Genomic DNA, 23,654 nt, shown 5'->3' with positions numbered 1-23,654 from the left:
GAGGTTTTCTTTTTAGGCTCGAACGCGTTTTTTCTGTTGGGGGTAAGCCGCCATGACTTTGTCGATGATATGTTGGGTGTCGAGTTTTGCCATCATGTATTGGGCGTCTGGTGAGGCGTGGGGAATAAAGACGTCGGGGAAATGCATAGAGCGTAGGCGTAGGCTTTCATCGAGGAGTCCTTGTTCACACAGGAAATGGCTCACATGGGCTGCGAATCCGCCAATAGAGCCTTCTTCGATGGTGAGGAGGAGTTCGTGATGTGTGGCCAATTGTCGTATGAGGTCTGTGTCGAGGGGTTTAGCGAATCGCGCGTCGGCCACTGTGCATGAGATACCGCGGGTGAGAAGTTTTTGTGCTGCTTTGACGGCTTTATGGACTCGAGGGCCGAGGGCGAGGAGGGCGACATGACTTCCCTCACAGAGAATGCGTCCCTTGCCTATGGGAAGTTTTGTTCCATGAGCAGGCATCTCAATGCCGATACCATTGCCCCTTGGATAACGGAAGGCGAAGGGACATGTATCCACATCGACGGATGTAGCGACAGCGTGCATGAGTTCTGCTTCATCGGAGGGTGCCATGACGATGAAATGCGGGAGTGTTGCCAGATAGGTAATATCGAAAGAGCCAGCATGGGTTGGTCCGTCAGCGCCCACATAGCCAGCGCGGTCGATGGCAAAACGCACAGGCAAGGATTGTAGCGCCACATCATGGACGACTTGATCATAGGCGCGTTGTAAGAATGTAGAGTAAATAGCGGCATAGGGTTTCATGCCTTCGGCGGCGAGGCCTGCACAGAATGTGACGGCATGTTGCTCGGCGATGCCTACATCGAAGCAACGTTTAGGAAAGGCCTTGCCAAACATATCTAAGCCCGTGCCAGAGGGCATGGCTGCTGTGACGGCGACGATACGTTCGTCCTTTTTCGCTTCCTTGATGAGGGATTGAGCGAACACTTTCGTGTAGCTTGGGATTGTCGAGGAGGATTTCTGTTGTTTTCCTGTGATGACATCGAATTTATTGACGCCATGGTATTTATCATCGCTGGCTTCAGCGGGGCTATAGCCATGGCCCTTATGGGTTACGACATGGAGCAGAACAGGTCCATCTTGCTTCGAGTCGCGAATGTTGCGTAAGACGGGGAGAAGATGGTTGATATTATGCCCATCGACGGGGCCTACATAGAAGAAGCCTAATTCTTCGAAGAGTGTTCCGCCTGTGATAAGGCCGCGGGCATATTCTTCGACGCGTCTCATGGCGCGTTCGACTCCTTTAGGGAAGTGGCGCGCCACATTGAGGGCCATACGGCGGATGGAGCAATAGGTTTTTCCTGAGATAAGGCGTGAGAGATAGGCGCTCATTGCGCCCACGGGGGGCGCGATGGACATATCGTTATCATTGAGGATGACGATAAGGCGTTCATCCATAGCACCAGCGTTATTGATGGCTTCGTAAGCCATGCCGGCGCTGATGGCGCCGTCGCCAATGACGGCAATAATATGGCGTTTTTCCTTGCGTATATCCCGTGCGACAGCCATGCCGAGGGCGGACGAGATAGAGGTTGAGCTGTGGGCAGCGCCAAAGGGGTCGTAAGGGCTTTCTGTCCGCTTTGTGAAGCCGTAGAGTCCGCCTTCTTGGCGTAGTGTGCGAATACGGTCGCGTCTTCCTGTGATGACTTTGTGAGGATAGCACTGATGTCCCACATCCCATATCAGCCTGTCTTCAGGGGTATGAAAGACATGGTGGAGGGCCACCGTTAATTCCACGACGCCTAATCCTGCCCCCAGATGTCCTCCCGTCACCGATACGGCATCGATGACGTCTTTGCGCAACTCGTCAGCGAGCTGTTTGAGTTCCTTGATGGAAAAATGCCTTAAATCCTCTGGGTAGGTGACCGTATCGAGGAGGGGTGTGGATGTAGGATTTTTCATAGGACTCCGACACAGAATATCCCTTATCGCCATACAGGGACAAGGCTAGAAACAGAGTTTCATGCTAAACGATATGATACGTAAAAAGCAAGGTTTTCATGGTCTCTGATATTTCTCTGCATAACAAGTTGACATAACTTCTTTATCGTCACTTAATAGGGGGAGGAGGGTCTTATGGAGTGTGGCTCTGTAAGTCTCTGTGGCATGTCTTTGGTCTATGGTCTGTTGAGCAACGAAGGAGGTCGTGAGGGAAGATGGATATGGAAGAGTGCGTGTTTTTTGAGAGGATGGCGGTGAAAACCCAAGATGGAGGGGGTGGAGGTGACCAGTCCCATGCGGATGTCCTTGTGGCTGAGCGTGTGCGTGCGAAGAAACCTTCTATGTATCGTGTGATCATGCTCAATGATGACTACACGCCTATGGAGTTTGTCGTTTATGCCCTCTGTCATTTTTTTCATAAGAGCCAGAAGGAGGCACAAGATATCATGTGGAAAGTCCATCGCCATGGACGTAGCCTGTGTGGTATCTATTCTTTCGAGATTGCGGAAAGCCGTAGCAAGAGGTTGATGGACTATGCGCGTCAATGCCAACATCCTTTGCGTTGTTATCTGGAGCGTGAGTGAGGGAGAGCGATGCTGTCTAGGCGTTTAGAAGAAAGTTTGCGTAAGGCTCTTGGTTTTGCGTCTGACAAGGGTAACGAGTATGCCACCCTTGAGCATCTTTTGTGGGCGTTGAGCGACGACAAGGATATTCTCAGGGTTTTTCGGGCGTGTGGCGTCAAGGATGTGCCGAAGCTGAGAAAGAAATTGGAGGCATTTATCGATAAGGAGTTGGAGCATATTGAGTCTTCTGAGTCGAGGGACGAGATTCTCTTAACCGAGAGTTTCAAGCGTGTTTTGAGGCGGGCGGCTCTTCATGCGCGTTCTTCTCGTCGTAAGGAGATGGATGCCGTCAACATTCTGGTCGCCTTATTTTCCGAGCGTGAATCCTATGCCGTCTATGTCTTACAAGAACAAGGGATGAACCGCTATAAGGTTGTCAATTATATCTCCCATGGTGATGTGCGGGATCGTCCTTTATCGCGTATGTCTGTCTCTTTGTTGGATGACAAGGAGGAAGAACAGAGTGAGGGGCATGATGACGAAGGGTCTCTTTCGAGGGAGGCGCGCAAGGCGTTGGCGATGTGGTGCACCAATTTGAACGAGAAGGCGCGTCAAGGCAAGATAGACCCTCTTATCGGTCGTACGTTTGAGATCGAGCGTTCTTTACAGATTCTTTGTCGTCGCACCAAGAACAACCCTCTCTTCATTGGTGAGCCCGGGGTCGGCAAGACAGCCCTTGCTGAGGGGTTAGCATTACGTATGGCACATCATCAGGTGCCAGCCGCCTTAGAGGATATGGAGATTTACTCTTTGGATATGGGGGCGTTATTGGCGGGGACTCGCTATCGTGGTGATTTTGAGGAGCGTCTCAAGGGTGTCGTGGCGGCTGTAGAGGAGCATGGGCGCGCCATTCTTTTCATCGATGAAATTCATACCCTTGTGGGTGCTGGCGCGACGAGTGGCGGCGCGATGGATGCGTCTAATCTGCTCAAGCCAGCCCTTGCCCAAGGGCAGCTACGTTGTATTGGCTCGACGACCCACAAGGAATACCGCCAGCATTTCGAAAAGGACAGGGCGCTTATCCGTCGTTTTCAGAAAATCGATGTGGACGAACCTTCCCAAGAGGATGCCATTAAAATCCTTCATGGCGTGAAGAAAGTTTATGAAGATCACCATCATGTGCGTTACAGCAAGAAGGCGTTGGAGAGTGCTGTGCGTTTGACGGCGCGCTATATGACCGATAGACGCCTGCCAGACAAAGCCATTGATATTATCGATGAAATAGGCGCGATCCACACATTGAAGAATGGCAAGAAAAGGACAAAAGTGCCAGCCTCCATCACGTCTCGAGACATTGAGGAGGTTGTGGCAAAGATTGCGAAAGTGCCGTCTCACCATGTCTCACAGACGGAGCGTCGTTCTGTTGTTGGCCTCGAAAAGAAGCTCAAAAAGCATGTCTATGGGCAGGATGATGCCCTGGTCACCCTTGCCTCCAGTGTGAAAATGGCGCGGGCGGGCTTACGGGACGAGACGAAGCCTCTTGGCTGTTATCTCTTTTGTGGTCCTACGGGCGTTGGCAAAACGGAGTCGGCGCGTTGTTTGGCGGAACAGATGCACATTCCCTTGATACGTTTCGATATGTCGGAATATATGGAGCGCCATGCCGTCTCTAAGCTCATTGGGGCGCCGCCGGGGTATGTTGGCTTCGACCAAGGGGGTATGCTCACCGATTCCGTCATAGAAAACCCTCATTGTGTTCTGTTGCTCGATGAAATCGAAAAGGCGCATCCCGACATCTTTAATATCTTGTTGCAAGTCATGGATTATGGTCGCCTGAAAGACCAAAATGGACGTCATGTCTGTTTTAGAAATCTCATTCTTGTGATGACGAGCAATGTGGGTGCAGAACGGCTTGGCAAACACGCCATTGGCTTTTCCCACGACAAACAGGGCGACCATGAGGAATCTCTTCGCCATGTGTTCTCTCCTGAATTTAGGAATCGTCTGGATGCCGTCATTACGTTCAAATCTCTCGATGAACCATCCATGAAGCGTGTTGTGGCGAAGCATATCGCCCTGTTGCAAAAGCAGTTAGAAGAGAAGAATATCGACCTCACATGTTCGCCAGCAGCCTATGGGTGGCTTCTCAAGAAGGGATTCAGTCATGCCTATGGTGCGAGGCCTTTGGCGCGCGTCATACAAAAATATATCAAAATGGCGCTGAGTGACGAAATCTTGAACGGCACATTAGAGAAGGGCGGTAAAGTTGCTATCGGTGTGAAACAGGGCACTCTGTCCTTTTCCTATGGTGAGAGGACAACAGACAAGCCTGTTACAGGCAAGCCTGTTGAGGCGAAAGCGCCTATGGAAGACGCTATACCACCATCATCGCCTCGGCATTGAGAGGCTAGGCCCCTCCTCATGCATTCGGTTGAGGCGTTACGTCATGCCATAGGGCGTGTTCCGCATTTTCCTAAAGAGGGGATTCTCTTTTATGATATTTCCCCGTTGTTGGTGCGTGCGGATTTGGGGCGTTCTGTGGTGGCGCATATGGAACGGCTTGTGACACCTTATGCGCCAACCATCATTGCTGGCGTTGAATCTCGAGGCTTCATCATGGCATCAGCCCTTGCTCTGCATATGGGGGTTGGTTTTCTCATGGTGCGGAAGAAAGGAAAATTACCGGGGCGTGTCCGTTCCCTTTCTTATTCTTTAGAGTATGGCCATGATTGTGTGGAGGCCCAAGAGGGTTTAGTGGACAAAGGCGCGTCGGTTGTCCTTGTGGATGACCTTATGGCGACGGGTGGCACATTATCGGCATGTGTGCGTTTGTTGGAGTCGATGGCACTGGATGTCAAGGCTGCTGTGACGTTGGTTGAGCTCACGTCTCTGAAAGGGCGAGAGTCCATCACGGTGCCTTTTTCCTCCGTCATCGAGATAGAGAAAGCAGGCGTCTAAGGATATAGGGGGGATATGGGGGGTGGCTATGGGAGAGAGAAGATACCTTCTATTTCCACGCATGCGCCAAGGGGGAGGGAGGACACGCCGACGACGCTACGGGCGTGCGGTTCTTCGAAGACGGAACGTATCAGGGTGGACGCGGCGTCCATGACATGAGTGATGTGTGGGGTGATATGCGGGGTGGCCTGTGTCTTTTGCGCGGCGCATGCGATGAATCCAGTGAGGCGCACACAGCGCATGGACGGGGACGGCTCGTGTTCGCATGCCGTATCCACATGGCTCAATATGTTCAAGGCGCAAAGATAGGCGGCATCGATGGCGTCATCGATAGAGATGGTGTCGCCCAGCTGTCCTTGATAGCGGAGTTTTCCCTTATCCATCGGCAACTGCCCTGAGATGAGAAGCGTGTCATTATGGCGCACCCATGGCGCATAAAGTGTCTTACGTGTTCCATTGTCTGGAAAAGCAAACCCTTGTTGTGCAAGTTTCTGCTCTATGAATGACGTCATCAACTACATCCCGTTGTTGCGCCACATGTGACGCATTTGAGGCATGTGCCATTGCGGACGAGGGTAAAATTGCCACATTCAGGGCATGCGTCTCCTTCATACCCTTGTATTTTTGCGTGTTGCTGGGCGGTTTCGTTTTCTGTGTGTTGTGCGATGAGCTGGAGTTTTTGTCGTCCATAGCCGCTGCCACCACTGCTTGCCTCTGTCTTGGTGGTGGCTATTGAGGACATAGCCTCTTTCTTTTGTTGGTGTATCTCTGTGTCCACCTCGTCAGACGTCCCTACGTAATCCATGGTCAGGGTTTTTGGATTGACGTGGGAGAGGTCGTCTCGTCCAAGATAGGTGATGGCGAGCTCTCGGAAAATGTAATCGAGGAGGGATGAAGAAAGTTTCAAGGTGTGGTTGCCTTCTACGATTCCTGATGGTTCGAATTTTGTCCCCACATAGGCTTCTACGAATTCTTCTAGGGGGACACCATATTGCAATCCGATGGAGATGGCCATGGCGAAGTTATTCATCAGGCTACGAAAGGCAGCGCCCTCTTTATGCATATCGATAAAGATTTCCCCCAATCGTCCTTCTTCATATTCTCCCGTTCGTAGATAGACTTTATGTCCTCCAATAACGGCTTTTTGTGTATAGCCTTTACGGCGGGTGGGGAGGGCGCGTCTCTTATTGCGTTGTGTTTTTTCGATGGTTTTCATAACGAGGCGTTGGACAAGTTGGGTGCGTTTTTCCTCTTCTGACAGCGCCATGTCGTCAGCCATAGTGATAGCGTTATCGTCTTTGAGGCTAGCATTGAGGGGCTGTGAGAGTTTGCTTCCGTCTCGATACAGGGCATTCGCCTTGAGTCCGAGACGCCATGACAAATGATAGGCGTGTTTGCAATCTTCGATGGATGCTTCATAGGGCATATTGATGGTTTTCGAGATAGCGCCACACACGAAGCTTTGGGCGCTTGCCACCATGCGGATATGGCTTTCAGTGGAGAGGAGGCGTTGCCCTTTATGTCCGCACCGATTGGCGCAATCGAAAATGGGGAGATGGTCTTCGCGGAGATGGGGCGCGCCCTCGATGGTCATAGCGCCACAGCAATGGAGATTGGCGTCTTCTATCTGGTCTTTGCTATAGCCCAAGGCATCGAGCATAGAAAATTGCGGGTCATCCAATTGTTGTTGGGTAAAGCCAAGGGTTTTTGTGCAGAAAGAGACGCCTAAATGGCGATGATTAAAGATAAATCGTATATCGAAGACGCTCTGCTTGAGAGACGATTCGATCCTGTTGAGGACATGGCGGGTAAAGCCCTTCTCACGGAGGCTTTCATGGTTGATATGGGGTGTATCCTTCAGACTCATAGAGCCTGTGATATAGCGCGTGATGTCGTCGATATGTTTTTTGCTGTAGCCTAATGTTGCCAACGCCAGTGGCACAGAACGATTGACGATGCGTAAATATCCTCCGCCGGCCATTTGTTTTAATTTGACGAGGGCAAAATCGGGTTCGATTCCCGTTGTATCGCAATCCATAAGCAAGCCTATGGTACCTGTGGGGGCGATACATGTCGTTTGTGCGTTTCTATAGCCGTCCCGTTGTCCATGGGCGTGTGCGTCTGTCCATGCGGTGCGCGCTGCATCGACAATCTTTGGGAAAGGACATGCGTCGCCATCTAATGCTTGTGGCATGACGGATAATCCCTTATAGGTCCCTGTCCCAAAGGCGGCTTGTTTGTGATTGTCGATGACGCGTCGCATCGCTGTGCGATTTTTGTCATATCCCGCAAAAGCGCCTAATTGGCGCGCCATTTCTGCGGATGTTTTATAGGCAATGCCTCCCATGAGCGCTGTGATAGCGCCGATGGTGCTTCGTCCCGCCTCACTATCATAGGCAATAGCGCATGCCATCAGAAAGCCCCCAGCATTGGCGTAACCTAAGCCTAAAGTGCGATATTTGAAGGAGTTCTCAGCGATCACTTTAGAAGGAAATTGCGCCATCGCCACAGAAATCTCTAGCGTCATCGTCCACAGACGGGATGCATACGTGAAGGCATCAATGCGAAAGTCGCCATCCGCTGTGCGAAACGCCATGAGGTTGAGGCTGGCGAGATTACATGCCGTATCATCGACGAACATATATTCGGAACATGGGTTTGACGCGCGAATGGGTCCCGCTTGAGGGCAACTATGCCATTCGTTGATGGTCGTATCGAATTGGACGCCAGGGTCGCCACCAGCCCACGCTGCATGGGCGATCTGGTCCCACAGGGCGCGCGCCTTGACCTTTTTAGCGGTCTTTCTATCTGTCCTACGGATGAGCTGCCAATCTCTATCTTTCTCGACGGCATGGAGAAAGTCATTGGACAGGCGCACCGAATTATTGGCATTTTGCCCTGAGACGGTGAGATAGGCCTCGCTATCCCAATCCACGTCATAGGTCTTGAATGTCAAGGAGGTAAAGCCTTGCTTGGCAAATTGGAGAGCGCGTTGGATATAGGATTCAGGCACAAGATGGAGACGCGCGTCGCGCAACGCATGGCGTAGCGTGGCATTGTGGCGTGGGCTAAAGCGCTGTTCATGGTCTGTTGTTCTTGTCTCTGTTGTGTCACCACATGCCGCCATGATTTTGTTGAGGCAACGCTGGGTGATGGTCGAGCCGACGACAAGGGCGACGACTTTCTGTTCTTCATATGTTTTCCAATTGATAAATTCCTCGATGTCTGGGTGGTCTATATCAACACAGACCATTTTTGCTGCCCGCCTTGTTGTTCCTCCCGATTTGACAGCGCCTGCCGCCCTGTCGCCCACACGCAAGAAACTCATCAAGCCAGAGGATTTGCCGCCGCCAGAGAGCGCTTCATCATGGGCGCGCACATGGGAAAAATTGCTTCCCGTACCAGAGCCGTATTTAAAGAGACGCGCCTCACGCACCCACAAATCCATGATACCGCCTTCATTGACGAGGTCATCCTGCACGCTCTGGATGAAACAGGCATGGGGTTGTGGATGAACATAGGACGTATCCGACTCGATGGCCTCCGCCTTGAGAGGAGACACATGCCGTGCAAGGGGATCTACATAATAATGTCCTTGCCCTTTGCCCTCGATGCCATAAGCCCAGTAAAGTCCCGTGTTGAACCATTGGGGTGAGTTGGGACTCGCCACCTGCATGCACATCATCCACCGCATCTCGTCATAATAGGTGCGCGCATCACTCTCTGTATCAAACATGCGCGTTTTCCATCCCCAGTATGTCCAAGCCCCTGCCATGCGGTCAAAGACAGCGCGTGCGTCTCTTTCGCCTCCGACAATCGTTCCCTTTTTTGCTTTTCGAGGCTGCAACCACGAAGGAATGCCGTCCTCTTCTCTCGCTTCTGTCTCAGCGGGTACACCGGCTTTGCGAAAGTACTTCTGTGATAAGATATTACACGCTATCTGCGACCAATGGGATGGCACCATAAATTGACGACAGGAAAACGCCACCACGCCATCGGGATTACGCATCTCGCTGGACGCTTCTCTAAATGGGATGTCCGCATAGGGGGACTGCCCTGGCTTGGTGAAAAAACGTTCAATATGCATCATCCATCCCGCGAATGTTAAAGAGATAACCTACAATATGCACACTCTATCCACAGCTGACGGCCCCTTATCCACAGAGTTACACACTATATCTTGTAGGTTGGTGGCATGGAAACGCCACATGTTCCATGTCACAATGTAGCATGATTGGCTTTTCGCATGATATGTGTTTTTGAAAAAAAACGGCGCCTCCATGTCCCTGCCCAATGTTTTTGTATGGCAACTGCTAAAAGTTCGTATCAACGGAGAGGATGGCGCTCAAACGATCACGTATCGAAAGTCCGTCATGGAGGGAGCTGACGTCGTCGCGCCTCAATCTAATCTGCGTTGTATTGAGTTGCTCGCCAATGGAGAGTTCTTCTTTTGCCCTATCGGCATTGAGTCTATTCAACCATGGGTATGCGTCTTGTCGCAACCAGTGATCATAGTGGAGGTGACGTTGATGTGACTCTATGGTGGCGATATAGACGGGAGGGGGAGGCTGGATGGACGTGCCTTCCACATAGAAGGGGTGAAAGAGGTCATGCATCATATGCATCATCCTCTGTTGTGATAACGACTTGTAATATCGATAGGGCGTTGAGACGAGGAGGACGATGTCTGTCTCTGAGACATTCACCTTATAGGTTTTTGTGGCGGTTGGGGTGTCGACAATGTCCTCCATGGAGGGCGTTGGATGAAGGTCGTTTTCCATCTCTTCCTGTCCGTTGTGTGTCTGAGGGCTGAGGGAGATAGCGAGGGATTGTAGGTCTGTGCCATGCTGTTGGTCATGATAGAGGTAAAAAGAGCCAATAAGGGCCATGAGGATGATAAGAAAGATCCCGCCTATGGTCCCGTGCCTCTTTTTGTCTTCGATGCTGTATTTTGTCTTTCCCATGGGCGTCTTATATGCGATGTATGAAGCGTTTGGCACTTGTCATGATGGTATCATAGTGAGAAGAGCGTCTAGACATCAAAATGTTTTTTTCATGGATAAGAGCACCCGCACGGCGTTTTTATTCTGTTGTTGATGGTTGGGGTTGAGGGTGTAATCGGTGCGGAGCGACAAGTGGTGATGGGCGTTGCGCCGTTGGTAGCCTATGCCAAGGCGTATTTCTCTGGCGTGTGGTGTCAAGGGGAGAGCGACATGGCGGTAGAGGGGGCCATGGGCGTTGCGCCAATGGGCATAATGGATGACGGCGCGTCCTGATTCGATATGGAGGGGTTGCTGGATATGAAGGAGGAGGGCATCATGGCGCGAGAACATCTCTTGTATATGCAAGGCGCTGTCGAAACGTGTGCTGATGATGGGTGTGATATGGGAGAGCATGCTGGCCTGCTGAGGTCGTGCCGTGCTTCTGCCGATGAATCCTTGACTGATAAGGGAGACACGAGGCGAGAAACGATACTCTTGTTGCATGCCCATAAAGAGCGTTTTTTCTGGCGTCATGGCGAGCGCCCCTGTGCCATAGCTGGCGAGAAGTGTTTCTTTTTCTTCAACGACACCGATGTGAAAGGCGAAAGGCTGTGAGGGGCTGTAATGGAGAACGCCACTCCATGGGCGTGAAGGTGAGGTTGGCGCAGCGGCGTGGCGTTCCGCTTCATAACGATGGAGGTTCAAGGTCATGCCCATTGTGCCATAGGGCGTTTTATAATGTTGGCTGAGTCCTATGCTCTTACCACGAGGACGAGAATCGAGCCCTTGGGACGCCAGCATCATATAGGGGTTGGTAAAGGCATGATGGTCGCCTAAGCTACTGGGGAGAAGATGACGAGTCCCATGGAAAACGCTGTTGCTGTCAAGGGATGGTCCGTGACTTATGGTGAAGTGCGCCTTACGGCTCTCTAACGAGAGCATAAAATCGGTGGAAGGCTGTCGATGTGCTCCGCCATAGACGGCAGGGGCAACATGCATTGTGAGGGTTGTCGGGGATATGCCTACAGCATGGGGGCTGAGGGGCATGGTCGTCTTTTTGCTTTTCTGTCTAAAAGAGTCGAAGATGGTCTCGACATGCTGGGCGAAGGAGGGGGAGGGAGGGGAGGCGATGATATAATCGCTTCGAAGAAGGAAAGCGGTATCGAGGTCGTCAAAGAATGTCAAGGCGCGGGGACCGAAGGCTGCTAAAGCGTCTCCCGCTGAGGGTGGAAGGGAGAGACGTGTTGTCATCACAGGGGCGCTCTCAGCGTCTTCAAATGTGCGCCCTCCAATAATGAAGCGCCCAAAAGGTCCTCTCTTGTACCTGTCCCCTATATCTTGGTGGGGTACTAAGGACGCTGCGATATCGAGGATTCCCGCTCCGTGGATTGTCTCCTCATAGTCATTGTCGTTGCCCGCATTGAATGTTTGCTTACGCATGATCTCCTCAGGGGAGTCCGTCATCATATCGATATCTAAATCATCGGTATCGTCGCTGTTGCTGGTGGGGTCGGAGTCGAAATTCTTGTCTGCTGTGCGCAGCATGCGTCTGACGAGCTGTTGCGCGCTCAAGCCTTGGTCGCCAAACCGCTCTATCAAGAGGGCGAGCGCCCCTGTCACGAGAGGGGCAGCGAAGGATGTTCCGCTTCCTGTCGTTGTGGTCTGTCCCCTGTCAGCGCCGTTGGTGAGGCGCACATCAACGCCGGGGGCGGCAATACAGTAATGCGCTGAGCCCATGCCACAACGGTTAGAAAAACCGGCGATTTTCCTATCCTTATCGACGGCGACAACGGCCACCATATGCCCTTCTAGTTCGGGAATGAGGAGGGGAAGTCCAGCGAGAAATTCTGGCGATGTGGCGGGGCTGATATTATTGGAATTGCCCGCTGCGAACACAAAAATCGTCTTACGGGTCGACGATGTGTCTTGCTTGAGGGCGGCAAGGATACGTGGGATGCTGTTTTCGACTTCGGTCTGTGAATAGTGGTCGATGAGTCCTGGTATGCCAAAACTGGCATTGACGACATCGGCGCGTATGGCTGAATTGGCTTTTCCTGTAAAAAGGTCAATGACGGCATGGGCGCATGTGCCGCCGATGCCCGTCTCACATCGGTCAAACCCTCCTAATTGACTGAGTGTTGTGAAGACACGTGTCATCCTTGGGACTGAGCGTGCGATGCCCGCCCCCACTGAGATGATGTCCGCATCGAAGGCGACACCCATCACCCCGCCTAACCCGTCATCGTGAAATGTTCCTGCCATGAGGGCTGCCACTTGTGTGCCATGGGGGTCGCGCGTTGTCGCTGCGTTAAAATAGCGAATTTTCTTGTCCTCGAGCTCTTTATTGTCCAAAAAGAGCGGTGTATCCCAAATGCCGAGGGTGACGCCATAACCGCTCACATAGCGTTGGAAGAGGAACATATCCTCGATGTTCTCGGGGTAAGGAGGTCGGCCTAAGAGTGGGTCTGTTCTCCTAGGGTCGGGATAAGGGGTGATGGTCGCACCGGGTCTTCTCGGGTGAGCGATGGGAAAGCCTGCTTGCCCTCCCTCAAGAAGCATGGCGGTGGGCGCATAGGCAGCGCCAGCGTTGATGAGACTCAGCGCATAGCCGTTGTCATCCATCCCATGACCAAATTCGGCAAACACACCCATACGCTGAGACATGGAGCGCGCCAGAGGAAACACATCCCCCGTGAGGTAGGATGTCCCGCCGTCTTGATTCTGCGTGGCTAAGAGGCCAACGGGCGTAATGATACCACCCCCTGATGGGGATGACCCGCCTCCACAATGGGACAGGGACACGACGACACAGACCATGCCACAGAGTCGGCAAAGAATATGACGCACGAGATTCATGGAGCATCGCATCGTTCGGGAGGTCTCTCTGTGTGAACAGGGCTGATACACAATCCTTATAGCATAGTGTGCATATTTTGCAAGGGAGGACATTAAGTGAAGTACCTGAGCGGGACGTTCATGAGGGGGGCGCGGATGTCTCTTAGGGTCTCTTAGGATGATGCGACACCATGGCGGGGCTATCGTCTTTTGTCTTTTGTGTTATGATGGCGGTGAAAATCTCTCTTTATATTCTTTTATCCTCTTGGTGTGATGGTGGCGTCTTCTTCTTCTTTTTCCTCTGGTGATATTGCCATTATTGGTGCGGGTCCTGTGGGGCTGTTTTCTGTTTTTGCCTGTGGGCAATTGGGCATGGCGTGTCATCTCTTTGACTCTTTACAGGAGGCTGGCGGGCAATGCGCGGCTCTCTATCCTGAGAAGCCTATCTATGATATTCCCGCCTATCCGTCCATCGAGGCGTCTGTTCTTATTGCTCAGCTCAAGGAACAGGCGTCGCCTTATGCGCCCCACTATCATTTAGGATGTCAGATCGCGGGTTTAGAGGTGGGTTCTGATGTCGTCACCTTGCGTGACCATACGGGTGAGACCTTTACTTTCAAGGCGGTGGTAATCGCGGCTGGCGGCGGCGCCTTTGTGCCAAACAAGCCTCCCATCGAGCATATCGAGGCGTATGAGGGCAAAAGCGTCTTTTATAGCGTGCAGGATGTGCGGCGTTTTCAGGGGCGGCGTGTTGTCATTATTGGCGGTGGTGATTCCGCTTTAGATTGGGCGTGCGCTTTAGCTGAGACGGCGCGTCATGTGACGTTGGTGCATCGGCGCGACAAATTTCGCGCCGTGCCAGAGACGGTGCGTATGGTTCATGAGAAAGCACAGCAAGGACAGATCGACGTGGTGACGCCTTATGTTCTTGAGTCTGTGGATGGCGATGTGGCACAAGGCACGCTCCGCGCTGTTGGTCTTAAGACACTCAAGGGAGAGAAAAAACGAGTCGACGCCGATGACATGCTGGCCTTCTTTGGTTTAGCGTCCCAGCTTGGGCCTATCAGCGGTTGGCGTCTTCAATTCGACAATCATCGCCTCTGCGTCAATGCCACAACCTTAGAGACGTCTCTGTCGCGTGTCTTTGCTGTTGGCGATATTGTGACGTATCCGCATAAGTTAAAACTCATCTTGTGTGGCTTTTCGGAAGCCGCCATGGCGGCACAATCCATCTATGCGTTGCTCCATGATGGGAAAAAACCGCGCTTTCAGTATTCGACGGCAAAAGGCGACCCCGCTCAGACGCCACGCTGAGTCCCACATGACATGTTTGAGGGGGCATGTCTGAGGCGGGCGTTTTTGAGATGGCGCTTTTTTAGTAGCGGTAGCTGTCGGATTTGTAAGGTCCTTCCACAGGCACACCGATATAGTCGGCTTGCTCTTGGGAGAGGGTAGAGAGGTGCGCATCGACTTTATCGAGATGGAGGCGCGCCACTTGTTCATCGAGGTGGCGTGGGAGGACATAGACTTTTTTCTCGTATTTTTTGTGATGTTGCCATAGCTCGATTTGTGCGAGGACTTGGTTAGAGAAGGATGCGCTCATGACAAAGCTAGGATGTCCTGTGGCACAGCCCAGATTGACGAGACGCCCTTCGGCCAAGAGGATGATGCGTTTGTTATCGGCAAAGCGTATTTCATCCACTTGTGGTTTGATGGATGTCCATGGCAGATTCCGTAAGGCCTCTACCTGAATTTCACTATCGAAATGCCCGATATTGCAGAGGATGGCTCTGTCTTTCATGGCGCGCATATGGTCGATGGTGATGACGTCTTTATTGCCTGTGGCGGTAATAAAAATATCGCCCATAGGGGCGGCTGTGTCCATGGTCACCACCGAGAATCCGTCCATAGCGGCTTGTAAGGCGCATATGGGGTCAATTTCGGTGATAGAGACTCGTGCGCCTTGCCCGCGCAAGGATTCGGCACATCCTTTTCCCACATCGCCATAGCCACAGATGACGGCAGATTTTCCGCCCAGCATGACGTCGGTGGCGCGTTTGATGCCGTCGATAAGGCTCTCACGACATCCATAGATATTGTCGAATTTAGACTTTGTGACGCTGTTATTGACGTCGAAGGCGGGCATGCCGAGCTGTCCTTTTTCTTGCATGTCATAGAGGCGCATGACGCCGGTGGTTGTTTCCTCTGAGACGCCGCGTATCTCTTTGAGAAGAGAGGGATGTTTCTCATGGACATAGAGCGTGAGGTCGCCGCCGTCATCTAACAGCATATTAGGACGCCATCCGTTTTTGCCATAGAGGCTTGCTTCAACGCATTGCCAGTATTCTTCCTCTGTTTCACCTTTCCATGCGAAGACGGGCGTTCCTGTGGCGGCGATGGCGGCGGCGGCATGGTCTTGGGTCGAGAAGATATTGCATGAACTCCAGCGTATGTCCGCCCCTAACGCTTGCAGAGTTTCGATAAGGACGGCTGTCTGTATGGTCATATGGAGACAGCCTGTGAGGCGCGCGCCTTTGAGGGGTTTTTTCTGTCCATAGTCTTGGCGGAGTGCCATGAGTCCGGGCATTTCACTTTCGGCAATATCGATTTCTTTGCGTCCCCATTCGGCAAGGGCCATATCGGCGACTTTATAATCGTTGCTGGTCTTAGTCTCTTGTGTCATAGATGTCTTCATAAGGGGTTGTCTCCTAAGGGGTGCATGGCTGTTCCCTACTATACAGATGTTATGGCCTGTCGGGGTGATGAAATTTCTCTAACAGCTGGATTATCTCGGTGTCATTGAGGGCTTTGAGGGCTTTATCCGCCAGTTGTTTCGCTTGACGGCTATCCGTATGGAGAATGCGTTGCTTGACGCGAGGCACGGCGGTCGGGTTCATGGAGAGTTCTTTCACGCCTAAACCGATGAGGAGGCCAGCATAGAAGGGGTCGCCTGCGATTTCTCCGCAGACAACGAGAGAGAGTTGATGTTTGTGGGCGGCTTGCGCTGATTGATGAATGAGGCGAAGGACAGCAGGATGGAGGGGTGTGTAGAGGTGAGCGACTTCTTCATTGCCGCGGTCAATGGCAAGGGTATACATGGTGAGGTCATTCGTGCCGATAGAGAAAAAGTCGCATAGGGGCGCAAGGGTGTCGGCAGCGACAGCAGCGCTGGGCGTTTCTATCATGATACCGATGGATGGCATGGGGCGCGGGAGAGGAATATGACGTCGGGTGAGGTCTTGTGCCACCTCGTCTATGATGGCGCGCGCTTGGATAATCTCTTGGGCGCAAGAAATCATAGGGAGCAAAATACGGCATTGTCCTGTGTATGGCTGTGCCTTTTCTCCCGTGCTGTTGTGATGCGCGCGCTGTGCGAAGGCGCGCAAGATGGCGGCCAATTGGACGCGGAAAATATGGGGATGTTTAAGGGCAAAACGAATGGCGCGTAAGCCCAGAGCAGGATTTTCACCTTTATCGCTGAGCATATCGCCCATAGATGTGGCCAGTTTTTCACCTCCCACATCGAGGGTGCGTATGGTGACGGGCCTATCGCCTATAGAGCAGACAATATCTTTGTAAAAGTGATATTGCTCTTCTTCATCGGGGAGGTCGTCACGATTCATATAGAGAAATTCACTACGCACCAACCCAATGCCTTCAGCCCCATGGGCGTCCACATGGGCGCATTCTCGGGGCAATTCGATATTGGCAAGGAGGTGAATATGCTGTTGGTCGGTTGTGCATGCTGGGCGTTTTTTGAGGGTGGCAAGGTGCTCTCGTTGCTGTTTTTCTTGGGAGCGTTTGCTGTGATAATGTTTGATGGTGTGGGCGTTGGGGCGTGTGATGATGAGGCCATTGTCGCCATCGAGGACAATTTGGTCGCCATTGCCTATGGATGTCGTCAATTGGTACACACCAAGAACAGCGGGAATCCCCAATGCCCTTGCCATAATGGCAGTATGGCTTTCCCGCCCGCCGCTCTCTGTGGCAATGGCAAGGACATGGAGGGGGTCGAGCAAGACGGTGTCGGCTGGCGTAAAATCTTGGGCGAGGAGGATATGACCGTGGGGATATTGTTGTGGCATAGGCGTCTCATGAGTTGAGGCGGGGCTTGTGGCGGTGGATGTCGCATCGATATGGCGGAGCAAGCGCATGCCTAATTCGCGCACATCTTCGGCTCTTGCCGAGAGATAGGGGTCTTTCATGGCTTGAAATTGCGAGGCGATATGCTCGATGGCTTCGAACGTAGCCCATGAGGCGTTCATGAGTTTTCCTGTGATATGGTGTTCCATGAGGCGCATGAGGCGCGAGCCATCGTCCAGCATATGGAGATGGGCGTCTAACAGCAGGGTGATCTCTCTTCCTATGCCTGAATTCAACAGGGAGGGGTAAAGGAGCGTTGACTTCTTCTTGAGGGCGAGGAGCGTTTTACGTGTGGCGGTGACGGCGCGCATGAGATGTTGGCGCGTGTCATCGCATGCTGTCGGGTCGATGGTGTATTTTTCTACTTTCGGGATATGGGCTTCTTGCACGGAGGCAGGCCCGATGGCAATGCCTGTGGAGACGCCAAGCCCCTGTAGACGTTGTTCTTTCTGGTCTGTCATCATTCCTCTTCACCGAATTTGTCGTGAATGAGTCGGGTGAGGGATTGCAGGACATCCTGTGCGTCTTCACCTTGGGCATGGATATGGATGACGCTTCCTTGCGTCGCGGCGAGCATCATCAAGCCTAAGATCGAGCGTCCATTGGCACATAATGTGCCACGGTATACGCGCACTTTGGCGTGATGGGCCATGGCGATATGCACGAATTTTGTGGCGGCGCGTGCATGGAGTCCCAATTTGTTGGTGATAGTGAGTTTTTTCGAGACAGACGGCATCTCTTGTTTGTCCATAGTGCCCTTCATGGCTTCTGTTATGGCTTATGGGTTTGTGTTTTGGGGTGTATCTGTTCTAACAGGGTCGATGCGAAACAGATACCTTTTCTCCCCGCCTCACATGCCTCCATGGCGATGTCGCGTAAACAACGTTTGTGCTTGGGTTCTCTACGTAAGGCGTCGACTTTGACGAGAAGAGGCAAGTTCACGCCGCTGAGGACGATGACGTCTTTCTTGTCCACCATATCCAGCGTGATGTTGGCGGGGGTGCTCCCAAAGACATCGCTGATAATAAGGACGCCTTCTCCCTCATTCATCGACTCTGACGCGTTGATGATGGCCTGCTGACTCGCTTCTACGTCTTCATAGTTTTCGATGCATATGGCTTTGATATTGTCTTGCCTGCCGACAATATGCTCTAGCGCTTCGATGAAGTCTAAGGCGAGGCGGCCATGGGTGACGAGGATGATACCTATCATGGGCTTGTGGACTCATGGTGTGTTGTTGGGCGCATAGGCGCGGAGCGCATAGAGAATCTTGATGGCTGCCGTATGTTCGAAGGCGCAACATGCGACGACAGGCACATGGAGACCCCACCATGTTTTTGTTTGGACGGGACATGGTGTTTCCATAGGGGCTTTGTCATGGAGCGTGACGAAGAGGTGCAAAGGGCTTTTTTTCTGGTAGGGCATGTCGAGCATGCCTATGCCACGCAATGCGAGTTTTCCCCATAATGGGTTATGGGGTTGTTCATCCATGATGTCTGGCACAGCGACAAAGAGTCGTCCCTCTTCTTTATAGAGGATGACCATGTCATCGGCTACGAGAATCGCGCCTCTATCGATAAGACAGAGGGCGGTTTCTGATTTCCCTTGTCCTGAGTCCCCTTGGAGCAAGATACCTTGCTGATGATAGCTGAGGGCGGTGGCATGGAGGATCTGGTGGTTATCGTGCATGGGAGGGTGGTTCAAGGGGTGGGCGGGGGCTTGTTGGATGCTGCTGGTAGACGTATCGTAAAACGGGCGCCTATCACGTTGTGATGGTGGTCTCTCCTATTTTCTGCCGTGAGTGTGCCATGGTGGGCGCGCACGATGTTGTAAGAGATGTTTAATCCTAACCCAGTATGGGCGCTTTTCTTATTTTTTTCTGAGCGTCTCTCACTATAGAATCTCTCGAAGAGTCGTGTCAAAGGCACAGATGGCAAGCCCGGTCCCTCATCATCGATATCGATACGTAGCATGGCGTCTTCTCGTGTGAGGCGATAGCGGATCACGGACGAGGGCGCTGTCAAAGACAGGGCGTTATCGAAGAGATTGCGGAAGACATGGACGAGGAAATCTTCGATGCCGAAGACAAGGAAAGGTTTTTGTTCTTTGCGGTCTGTTGTTGTGTCTTGGACGATGTCGCATCCTCCCATCATGGTGCTGAGGCGATAGCTGTCGATGAGCTTGCTGATAAGGGCGCTGATATCGATGGTTTGCGCGTGTGAGCGGTGGAGGTCTGTATCGAGTTTTGAGAGATAACCAATATCTGTCAAGAGGCGATGAATGCGTTGTATATCCTCTTCCATGATGGCGAAGAGTTGCTTACGTTTTTTTTCATCTTTCACATGTTTTTCCGTTTCTAAGGCGCTCTGGAGGGATGTGAGGGGATTTTTTATTTCGTGGATAATGTCGGCTGTGAATGATTCGATGTCGCCATAGCGTTTATAGAGGGTTTGGCTCATGCTCTGTAGGGTTGTGGCGAGGCTTCCTATTTCATCTTTACGTTGGCCGATATGGGGAATGTCGACGACGAGAGATTCTCTTTTTTGGACTCGTCTCATCATGGCGACAATGGTGCGGAGCGGGCGGGCGATATAGAGGGCGAGAGATAAGGAAGACAGCAAAGAAATAAGGAAGGCGACAGAGAAAATCATGCCCCAATGTTGATAGAGTTCCTGCATGGTGCGGCGCACGTGGGTATCGTCTCGGCTGAGATAGAGCATGCCGACAACGCTTTTATAGTATTGGACGGGCGTAGTGATATGAAATCTTGTGTTATGTCCTTGCTCATGGTGTATGGCGTGGGATGTCCGTCCTTGGGCGGCATGGTGGAGGAGCGTTTCTTTTTTCTTCTCGAAGGGGGGCATCGGTGATGGCGAAAAAAGATAGGCGCGCAACAGCGTGTATCGTTGCTGGATGAAGAGGATGGCGTTATCCCAAAGGGTGAGGTTTTTTTGGCGAGGGTGAGGGAGAGGCTCACGGGTGATTTTATAGGCGTTTCTTCCTACAAAGTCGCTATCCAACATGAGGATTCCCTTTGTATTGAAGAGTTGAATATGGGCGTCGATGCTTGCCTCCAGCTGTTTGATGATGGTGAGGCTACGGTTAGGCACGAGATAGGGCTTTTGGTCATGATGGATGGTCACAGCGCCTTCGCCAAGGGCGAGGGCGAGGGTATGCGCGCTTCGGGTTAAGGAGAGGAGTTCGTTATCGATGGCGCGTTGCTTGTCATCATCGAAATAGAAGAGCCCAAAGACGGGAATACACAGCACCAGCACGTTGATACCGATGCTGTAGCGCATGAGAGGCGATAACCATAGGGGCCTCTCCTGAGAGTCGTGGAGCGTGGTGTAAAAGGGGCGCTCAGACGGGTATTTTGCGTTCGCTGCTTCGGTATTTGCTGACCCCTCTGTGGTGGGGGCGCACCGAGAAGCGTCTGCCACGCTGTGCATAGGAGTCATGGACATTGTTGTAATAGCCGTCTACGAACTGCTCGCCCCCGCTTCGATATGTCACCTGTCCTCGCCCGTCATCGATGGCATAGTCGGCAGGTGGCATGCTGTCATCAATGGATATGCTGATGGCGACATGATAGTGCTCTTCGAGTCTTTGGATGGTATTTTTTCTATCATTGAGGAGAGTCGAGGCTGAGGCCAGAGGAATGGTGATATGATAGCGTTCGCTTCCCTTCTTTTGGAGAATGGTTTTGAGGGTGCGTTGCAAGGCATGGACCGTGATGACGGGACGCGGGACGACACCGCGCCCGAAGCAGTGGGGACATGGCGTATGATAGCTTTCCATGAAATTGGGGCCCACACGTTGGCGTGTGATCTCCATGACGCCGAAAGGGCTTATTTTTCCCATCTGTAGCCTTGCATGGTCTTGGGCGAGGGCGTCCCGTAGGGCTTTTTCCACGCGCGCATTGGCTTTTTGGTCTGCCATATCGATAAAGTCGATCATAATGAGCCCAGAGAGTTCTCTGAGTCGTATTTGTCTGGCGACGGCGACGGCGGCTTCCATATTGACGGAGAAGGCTGTGGATTCTATGTCCTTTTTTTTGCGTTGTTTTCCCGAGTTCACATCGATGACGACCATGGCTTCTGTCGTTTCGATGACGAGATACCCGCCCCCGGGCAGGGGGCATATTTTGCTGTGCAGGGCGTTGAGGGGTTCAGCCACGTCATAGGTTTCGAAGAGCTCGAGGGGTTCTTCACCCTTGAAGCGTTTGAGCGCCTTGACGTCATCCTTACGATATTTTTTCATCGTCTGGAGCATGGCGTCATAGGCTTTGCTGTCATTGACGATGATTTCGTCAATAGAGGGGCGGTAATAGTCGCGCACGACTCGTTTGAGGATATGCGCCTCTTGGTGAACGAGGAGAGGGGCGGAGGATTTTGTCACATGCTCTCGTATTTCATTCCATATGGTACAGAGATTCTTAAAGTCGCTGTCGATTTTCTTTTTATCGACGCCTTGGGCGGACGTGCGTATGGCGATGGCAAAGCCTTCTGGAACATTGAGGTCTTCAATGACGCCATAGAGTCTTTCCCGTTCCGTTTCGTCTTCGATTTTGTGAGAGATTCCATGGTTGTTTTTAGCATTAGGAAAAAGCACACAATAGACACCGGGGAGAGACAGGAATGTCGTCAAGGCTGCCCCTTTATTTCTGCGTCCTTCTTTGATGACTTGGACAAGCATGACTTGTCCCACTTGGACGGCATGCTGGATGAGCGCGCCGTTCTTTCTGGCTGTAGGCGTCCCTGTATCGCTCGCGTTTGTTTCGTCAAAGGTGCGCGTTGTGTTGTCATCGCCAAATTGTGATGCTTGGACGTCACGTTCATCGAGGAAGGCGACTTCCGCTTGTCCTGTTGCGTCTTGTGACGCTGATGGCACAAGGGGGTCTTCCTTGTAATAATCTTGATGAATTTCATGGAAGGAGAGAAAGCCTTGTCGGCTTTCGCCATATTCCACGAATGCGGCTTGCAATGATGGCTCGATATTATTGATTTTTGCCAGATAGATGTTGCCACGAGAGGACTCTTTCTGTTGATTCTCGTGATAGTAATGTTCGAAGACACCATCTTTACAGATGGCAACACGGATTTCTCCCCAATTGAGGCAATCCACAAGTATACGGTTTGTCATGAGTGTGCGCTCCCTATGTGTCAAACAGCAAAGGATAAGGCAAAATGTTCCCGCTCAATGCGGGCGACGATAGGACGATCGTCATGAAACAATGCGTGACATCTCTCTTCTTTCCCCCTTTGTCCTTTTCCTTCTGCTCTTCTCCTTTCTGCTTCTGTTGATTCTTTGCCCCCGTCTCCCTCCCCTGTTCTTATGCCCCTTTGTATGTCCTCTTGTTACGATATGATGAGACCATCTCTCCTGTTCCTCCTCTGTGTGTCCTCCCCCTGTGCCCCGCTATGCTTCTTGATGTTTTTAGCCTGTTGCGACGGGTATCGCAAGGGGGTTTTTGCGTGATGATTTAGGGGTTTTGGGGCAGATATTTTTGGATGGCGCGCGCTCGAAAGCCCAGTTGTTGGCGCAAGAAGATAGGTTCTTCGCATATATAGGGTGTGAGTCGTTGGCCTTCATCGAAGACGCGTGTAATCCATGCGAGGTCATACTCTGCCTCTTCATATTGGGGGTCATCGAGGGCGATGCCTTTTTTTCTGAGCTCTCTGACGACGGCGGCGGCTTCAGAGATTCGGCTCGAGAATGTTTTTTGTTTCTTGGCGAATTTCAGAATTCCTTCCAATTGCCGTTGGTAAGAGGCACTGAGGGTATCATAGAGGGCGGCGAAGAGGTCTAGCATATGGCGTGTTCTTTCCTGTGTGCTGAGGTCATCGGCAAAGGCATCGATGATGGCTTGGACTTGGTCTTCTGTCAGTGTGAGCTCTTTCAATTGGGCGAGAGGCGTCTCAAGGGTCGTATTTTCCCACCATGTGTCGATATGGGGTGTGATGTCGGGTCCCTGCCACACCGTCGATAGGGGGATGGTAGCGTTATAGACTTGGTCGCATGGCCAGTCAGCGGGCTGTTGTTGTGACACTGCGCTTCGTCCCCCTCCTGCCACAGCCTCTCCTATGGTGAGGGGCATAAGGAACAGCGCTATGGCCCATAAGCATGTGTGGCCTTTGTAGCATCCGTGTCTTGCGCCTTTATGCATGGGGAGGTTCTGTTGTCTATGGGGTTGTGCGTATGTCAT

17 protein-coding genes are annotated in these 23,654 nt (G+C 52.1%); 4 read left to right on the top strand and 13 right to left on the bottom strand.

Annotated features, from left to right (window positions below; genetic code table 11):
• Positions 1-12: 12 nt before the first annotated feature.
• The gene (locus GDA54_01015; protein MBC6496894.1) at positions 13-1,929 is read right to left on the bottom strand and encodes a 1-deoxy-D-xylulose-5-phosphate synthase; all 1,917 of its coding nucleotides are present in this window, start codon (positions 1,927-1,929) and stop codon (positions 13-15) included.
• 260 nt (positions 1,930-2,189) lie between these two features.
• Between GDA54_01015 and clpS the strand changes: the two genes are divergently transcribed.
• Genes clpS through GDA54_01000 form a run of 3 tightly spaced genes read left to right on the top strand, consistent with a single transcriptional unit; the run spans position 2,190 to position 5,489 of the window.
• On the top strand, positions 2,190-2,552 hold the full coding sequence (clpS, locus tag GDA54_01010) for an ATP-dependent Clp protease adapter ClpS (GenBank protein ID MBC6496893.1): 363 nt from the start codon (positions 2,190-2,192) through the stop codon (positions 2,550-2,552).
• Between the two features lie 9 nt (positions 2,553-2,561).
• Complete coding sequence (gene clpA, locus GDA54_01005) at positions 2,562-4,934, top strand: ATP-dependent Clp protease ATP-binding subunit ClpA (protein ID MBC6496892.1); 2,373 nt, start codon at positions 2,562-2,564, stop codon at positions 4,932-4,934.
• Between the two features lie 18 nt (positions 4,935-4,952).
• A complete protein-coding gene (locus GDA54_01000) occupies positions 4,953-5,489 on the top strand; it encodes an adenine phosphoribosyltransferase (GenBank protein ID MBC6496891.1) in 537 nt (178 codons plus the stop codon).
• Positions 5,490-5,515: 26 nt separating this feature from the next.
• On the opposite strand, the gene GDA54_00995 is transcribed toward GDA54_01000, so the two are convergent.
• The 4 genes from GDA54_00995 to GDA54_00980 form a co-directional block, all read right to left on the bottom strand.
• Positions 5,516-6,001 (bottom strand): RidA family protein, encoded by a 486-nt coding sequence (locus GDA54_00995; GenBank protein ID MBC6496890.1) that lies wholly within the window; start codon positions 5,999-6,001, stop codon positions 5,516-5,518.
• Entirely contained in the window at positions 6,001-9,576 is a 3,576-nt protein-coding gene (locus GDA54_00990; GenBank protein MBC6496889.1) for a vitamin B12-dependent ribonucleotide reductase, read from the bottom strand. The genes GDA54_00995 and GDA54_00990 overlap by 1 nt, the downstream gene beginning before the upstream one ends.
• Before the next feature lie 226 nt (positions 9,577-9,802).
• Positions 9,803-10,453: a hypothetical protein gene (locus GDA54_00985; GenBank protein ID MBC6496888.1), complete on the bottom strand. Its 651-nt coding sequence runs from the start codon at positions 10,451-10,453 to the stop codon at positions 9,803-9,805.
• Positions 10,454-10,528: 75 nt separating this feature from the next.
• Entirely contained in the window at positions 10,529-13,327 is a 2,799-nt protein-coding gene (locus GDA54_00980; GenBank protein MBC6496887.1) for a S8 family serine peptidase, read from the bottom strand.
• A gap of 252 nt (positions 13,328-13,579) precedes the next feature.
• Between GDA54_00980 and GDA54_00975 the strand changes: the two genes are divergently transcribed.
• Positions 13,580-14,620: an NAD(P)/FAD-dependent oxidoreductase gene (locus tag GDA54_00975; GenBank protein MBC6496886.1), complete on the top strand. Its 1,041-nt coding sequence runs from the start codon at positions 13,580-13,582 to the stop codon at positions 14,618-14,620.
• Positions 14,621-14,681: 61 nt separating this feature from the next.
• Here GDA54_00975 and GDA54_00970 read toward each other — a convergent pair whose 3' ends face one another.
• The 8 genes from GDA54_00970 to GDA54_00935 all read right to left on the bottom strand — a co-directional run bounded on the left by GDA54_00970 (position 14,682) and on the right by GDA54_00935 (position 23,546).
• Positions 14,682-15,989 carry an adenosylhomocysteinase gene (locus tag GDA54_00970; GenBank protein ID MBC6496885.1) on the bottom strand — a complete coding sequence of 436 codons (1,308 nt, stop codon included), beginning with the start codon at positions 15,987-15,989 and terminating at the stop codon, positions 14,682-14,684.
• 61 nt (positions 15,990-16,050) lie between these two features.
• On the bottom strand, positions 16,051-17,913 hold the full coding sequence (ptsP, locus tag GDA54_00965) for a phosphoenolpyruvate--protein phosphotransferase (GenBank protein MBC6496884.1): 1,863 nt from the start codon (positions 17,911-17,913) through the stop codon (positions 16,051-16,053).
• Complete coding sequence (locus GDA54_00960; GenBank protein ID MBC6496883.1) at positions 17,910-18,185, bottom strand: HPr family phosphocarrier protein; 276 nt, start codon at positions 18,183-18,185, stop codon at positions 17,910-17,912. The genes ptsP and GDA54_00960 overlap by 4 nt, the downstream gene beginning before the upstream one ends.
• Positions 18,186-18,220: 35 nt before the next feature.
• Positions 18,221-18,661: a PTS fructose transporter subunit IIA gene (locus GDA54_00955; protein MBC6496882.1), complete on the bottom strand. Its 441-nt coding sequence runs from the start codon at positions 18,659-18,661 to the stop codon at positions 18,221-18,223.
• A gap of 12 nt (positions 18,662-18,673) precedes the next feature.
• A complete protein-coding gene (locus tag GDA54_00950; protein ID MBC6496881.1) occupies positions 18,674-19,138 on the bottom strand; it encodes an HPr kinase/phosphatase C-terminal domain-containing protein in 465 nt (154 codons plus the stop codon).
• 11 nt (positions 19,139-19,149) lie between these two features.
• Complete coding sequence (locus GDA54_00945) at positions 19,150-20,889, bottom strand: HAMP domain-containing histidine kinase (GenBank protein ID MBC6496880.1); 1,740 nt, start codon at positions 20,887-20,889, stop codon at positions 19,150-19,152.
• On the bottom strand, positions 20,810-22,591 hold the full coding sequence (locus GDA54_00940; GenBank protein ID MBC6496879.1) for an Rne/Rng family ribonuclease: 1,782 nt from the start codon (positions 22,589-22,591) through the stop codon (positions 20,810-20,812). Before GDA54_00940 ends, GDA54_00945 begins: the two co-directional genes overlap by 80 nt.
• 340 nt (positions 22,592-22,931) lie before the next feature.
• Positions 22,932-23,546: a hypothetical protein gene (locus GDA54_00935; protein ID MBC6496878.1), complete on the bottom strand. Its 615-nt coding sequence runs from the start codon at positions 23,544-23,546 to the stop codon at positions 22,932-22,934.
• Positions 23,547-23,654: the final 108 nt, after the last annotated feature.

Source organism: Alphaproteobacteria bacterium GM7ARS4 (assembly GCA_014332745.1).
Taxonomy (GTDB): domain Bacteria; phylum Pseudomonadota; class Alphaproteobacteria; order GM7ARS4; family GM7ARS4; genus GM7ARS4.
This window is presented reverse-complemented; position numbering and strand designations above follow the sequence as displayed.

Coding starts and splice junctions, on each gene's coding strand:
- GDA54_01015 (MBC6496894.1), bottom strand. CDS start 1,929: ATGAAAAATCCTACATCCACACCCCTCCTCGATACGGTCACCTACCCA.
- clpS (MBC6496893.1), top strand. CDS start 2,190: ATGGAAGAGTGCGTGTTTTTTGAGAGGATGGCGGTGAAAACCCAAGAT.
- clpA (MBC6496892.1), top strand. CDS start 2,562: ATGCTGTCTAGGCGTTTAGAAGAAAGTTTGCGTAAGGCTCTTGGTTTT.
- GDA54_01000 (MBC6496891.1), top strand. CDS start 4,953: ATGCATTCGGTTGAGGCGTTACGTCATGCCATAGGGCGTGTTCCGCAT.
- GDA54_00995 (MBC6496890.1), bottom strand. CDS start 6,001: ATGACGTCATTCATAGAGCAGAAACTTGCACAACAAGGGTTTGCTTTT.
- GDA54_00990 (MBC6496889.1), bottom strand. CDS start 9,576: ATGCATATTGAACGTTTTTTCACCAAGCCAGGGCAGTCCCCCTATGCG.
- GDA54_00985 (MBC6496888.1), bottom strand. CDS start 10,453: ATGGGAAAGACAAAATACAGCATCGAAGACAAAAAGAGGCACGGGACC.
- GDA54_00980 (MBC6496887.1), bottom strand. CDS start 13,327: ATGAATCTCGTGCGTCATATTCTTTGCCGACTCTGTGGCATGGTCTGT.
- GDA54_00975 (MBC6496886.1), top strand. CDS start 13,580: ATGGTGGCGTCTTCTTCTTCTTTTTCCTCTGGTGATATTGCCATTATT.
- GDA54_00970 (MBC6496885.1), bottom strand. CDS start 15,989: ATGACACAAGAGACTAAGACCAGCAACGATTATAAAGTCGCCGATATG.
- ptsP (MBC6496884.1), bottom strand. CDS start 17,913: ATGATGACAGACCAGAAAGAACAACGTCTACAGGGGCTTGGCGTCTCC.
- GDA54_00960 (MBC6496883.1), bottom strand. CDS start 18,185: ATGCCGTCTGTCTCGAAAAAACTCACTATCACCAACAAATTGGGACTC.
- GDA54_00955 (MBC6496882.1), bottom strand. CDS start 18,661: ATGATAGGTATCATCCTCGTCACCCATGGCCGCCTCGCCTTAGACTTC.
- GDA54_00950 (MBC6496881.1), bottom strand. CDS start 19,138: ATGCACGATAACCACCAGATCCTCCATGCCACCGCCCTCAGCTATCAT.
- GDA54_00940 (MBC6496879.1), bottom strand. CDS start 22,591: ATGACAAACCGTATACTTGTGGATTGCCTCAATTGGGGAGAAATCCGT.
- GDA54_00935 (MBC6496878.1), bottom strand. CDS start 23,546: ATGCCCCTCACCATAGGAGAGGCTGTGGCAGGAGGGGGACGAAGCGCA.